Consider the following 2,957-nt stretch of genomic DNA (forward strand, 5'->3'; position numbering starts at 1 on the left):
GGGGCGGCGAGCTGGCAGGGCCGGCGCGTGGCCGGCGGGCTGGCGTCGCGGCGCATCAGAAGCGGTAGCGCACGCTGGCGTTGACGTTGCGGCCGGGCTGCGTGAACGCATCGACGGCGCGCGTGGTGGTCGTCAGCTCGCGTGCGTCGGCCCACTGGATGTACTTCTTGTCGAACAGGTTGGTGACGCCGAAGACGAGTTCGGTGTCCGGCCGCACCAGCCACCACATCGACAGATCGGCGACGGCGAAGCCGCCGGGCACGTACTGCGTGCCGGCCGAGTCGACCGGCACGTAGCGCCCCTGGCGCTTCATCGCGGTGACGGCGAACTCGGTGCCGAAGTGGCCGACCTCACGCTTGACGGCGAGCACCAGCTTGTCGGGCTCGACACTCTCCAGCGCCTGTTCGACGCCGCCTTCGCGGCTGTCGCCGTGGGCGTGGGCATAACGCGCCGACAGCGTCCAGCCGGGGTGCACGGCCCAGTCCAGCGTCGCCTCGACACCGCGGATGTCGACGCGGTTCAGGTTGACGGCCTGCAGGATCAGCGGGTCCAGCACGGTGCCGGCACCGCCGACCTCGACACCGGACTCGATGAAGTTCTTGTAGCGCGACTTGAACACCGTCGCCGTCCAGCGCAGCGCGCCGCTCTCGCCGCGCAGGCCGAACTCGGCGGTGTCGCTGGTCTCGGGCTTCAGATCGGGGTTGCCGATCGACATGTAGGGCGTGCTCGCGTTGAGGTTGGTGACGCCGCCGTTGACCTGCGACGGCGTCGGCGCGCGGAAACCGTGCGCCAGGTTGGCCACCGCGCGCAGCGCCGGCGAGAACTTCCAGACCAGGCCCAGCCGCGGCGAGAACTCGCTGCCCGACAGCGCCACCGGCGTGCTGGCGTTGTTGGCGCTGGCCAGCGGGTCGTTGCGCTCCGGGTCGAGCTTGAAGTGGTCCCAGCGCAGCGCCGGGATCAGCGCCAGCCGGCCGAGCGAGATCTCGTCCTGCACGAAGGCGCCGATCAGTCGGTAGTCGGTGTCGGGGAAGTTCTTCTTCTCGACGAACGGCGTCTGCGTGCTCGGAACGCCGTTCAGATGATTGCCGCCCTTGCTGATCGTCGTGACCTCGGTCGTCGACGCGTCCAGGCCCCAGACGATGCGCTGCGCGACCTCGGTGCCGAAGTTGGACTCGAACTGCAGGCTGCCGCCGACGGTCTTCTCGCCGTAACGCGTGTCGCGGTCGCGGCTGTTCCAGTTCGTCGTGTTGGAGCGGGCCTCGTAGCCGAGCTGGCGGTTCTCGCTGTCCTGCAGGTAGAGCGTGCCGCTGGCGCGCTGGAACCAGGCGGCGCGCGGGTCGCTGAACTCGTAGCCCGCCTTCAGCAGCGTGCGCTGGATGCGCTCGGCGGCCTCGACGTCGGTCGTCGTCGGGTACATCGGGTCGCCGAACAGCGTGTAGATCTCGCTGTCGAGCCGGCGGCTCATGTGCTCGGCGCTGAACTTCAGCTTCTGGCGCGCGTCCAGGCGCTGCTCGAGCTTGGCGAGCAGGAAGTTCGAGCGTGTGTCCTGCGGGTTGGCCGTGGTGCGGGTGTTGTTCTTCGCGTCGTTGTCGCCGCGGTTGTCGACCTCGTGGCCACGGCGCAGGCTGGCCAGCAGCATCGCCTCGGTGCCGCCTTCGGTGCGCAGCGCGAAGGTCGGCACCGCGACCCAGGAGTCGTCGGCGCTGCGGTAACCGAGCTTCAGCGACTCGGCATGCGTCTCGCCGTCGCGCAGCAGGTCCGACGGGTCCTTGGTGACGAAGCTCACCGCGCCGGCCAGGCCGTCCGAGCCATAGGACGCCGACGAGGGCCCGCGCAGCAGCTCCACACGCTTGAAGGCCTCGACGTCGATGTAGTCGCCGCGGCCGGCGAAGAACGGGCCGTTGGAGTACAGCATCGGCAGGCGCACGCCGTCGACCTGCAGCATCACCTGGTTGCCTTCGAGGCCGCGGATGTTGATGCCCTCGTTGCCGCCGCGGCCGGTGTTGTAGAAGGCCGCCGAACTGCGGTTGGGCAGCGAACGCACCGCGACGCCGGCCTCCTGCTTCAGCAGGTCCTGGATGTCGTTGGCGCCGCGCCGGTCGATCTCCTCGGCGCTGACGGCGCTGGCGGTGGCCGCGACCTCGTCTTCGTTGGCCTCGACACGCGTGGCCGAGACGACGACCTTGGGCAGCGGCGCCTGGGCGAGAAGCTCGCCGCGAGGGGCGGTCTGGGCCTGAGCCAGGCTGGCGGCGAGCGCCGCGGCGGCCAGGCTCAGCGGCTGAAGGACAAAACGGCGCGCACGGCGCGAACCCTGGGGCTGTGACATGGTGGTCTTTCTTGTGTCATGGCAACGGGCTGGCGGCCGGCGCCCGGAGACGGGCGTGGTGGCTGGCGGTCGGAGGAAGAGCAGGGAGACGGGGAAACGGGGACTCAGGTCCCGAAGCGGCCCTCGGCGCGCCAGGCGCCGCCGCCGAGCGCGCGGCGCAGCGCGACGAGCTGCTCGGCCTGGCGGCGGTTCTCGCGCACCAGCTCGAGCCGGGTGCGCAGGTCGGGCGTCTCGACGTGCAGCAGCCGCAGCTCGTCGCGCAGCTGGGCGATCTCGGTGTCGCGGCGGATCAGCAACGCACGCAGGCGCATCGCGTCGGCCTCGGCGGCGTCGGCGCGGTGCTGCAGCGCGTGCAGCGCGGCGCCGGTTTCGGCACGCGCCAGCGCGTGCACGGCAGCGGTTCGCGGCAGCGGCGCGTTCATGCCTGCAGCTCCGCGTCGAGCTGGGCGACGAGGCGGCGCCAGCCGCAGCGCTCGCGGCGCGGGCCGGCGTCGTCGCCCAGGCGGGCGATCGGCGCGCCGGCGGCGTCCAGCAGCAGCAGCGTCTGGCGCAGCCCGGCCCGCGACGGACAGGCCAGCAGCCAGGCCTCGGCCACCGCGTCCTCGCGCAGATGCAGGCGCACGCCGCCGGC

General features: G+C 71.6%; 2 protein-coding genes and 1 pseudogene. All 3 read right to left on the minus strand.

Annotation, left to right across the window (positions count from 1 at the left end):
• Positions 1-55: 55 nt before the first annotated feature.
• Positions 56-2,326, minus strand: coding sequence for a TonB-dependent hemoglobin/transferrin/lactoferrin family receptor (locus RBXJA2T_RS05545; RefSeq protein ID WP_009856350.1), 2,271 nt, complete (start codon positions 2,324-2,326; stop codon positions 56-58).
• A 104-nt stretch (positions 2,327-2,430) separates the two neighbouring features.
• Positions 2,431-2,748, minus strand: coding sequence for a hypothetical protein (locus RBXJA2T_RS05550; protein ID WP_009856351.1), 318 nt, complete (start codon positions 2,746-2,748; stop codon positions 2,431-2,433).
• Positions 2,745-2,957 (minus strand): annotated as a pseudogene (locus tag RBXJA2T_RS05555) (hemin-degrading factor); the annotation flags it as partial. The gene RBXJA2T_RS05550 and the pseudogene RBXJA2T_RS05555, both read right to left, overlap by 4 nt.

This window comes from Rubrivivax benzoatilyticus JA2 = ATCC BAA-35 (assembly GCF_000190375.1).
Taxonomy (GTDB): domain Bacteria; phylum Pseudomonadota; class Gammaproteobacteria; order Burkholderiales; family Burkholderiaceae_C; genus Rubrivivax; species Rubrivivax benzoatilyticus.

Coding starts and splice junctions, on each gene's coding strand:
- RBXJA2T_RS05545 (WP_009856350.1), bottom strand. CDS start 2,326: ATGTCACAGCCCCAGGGTTCGCGCCGTGCGCGCCGTTTTGTCCTTCAG.
- RBXJA2T_RS05550 (WP_009856351.1), bottom strand. CDS start 2,748: ATGAACGCGCCGCTGCCGCGAACCGCTGCCGTGCACGCGCTGGCGCGT.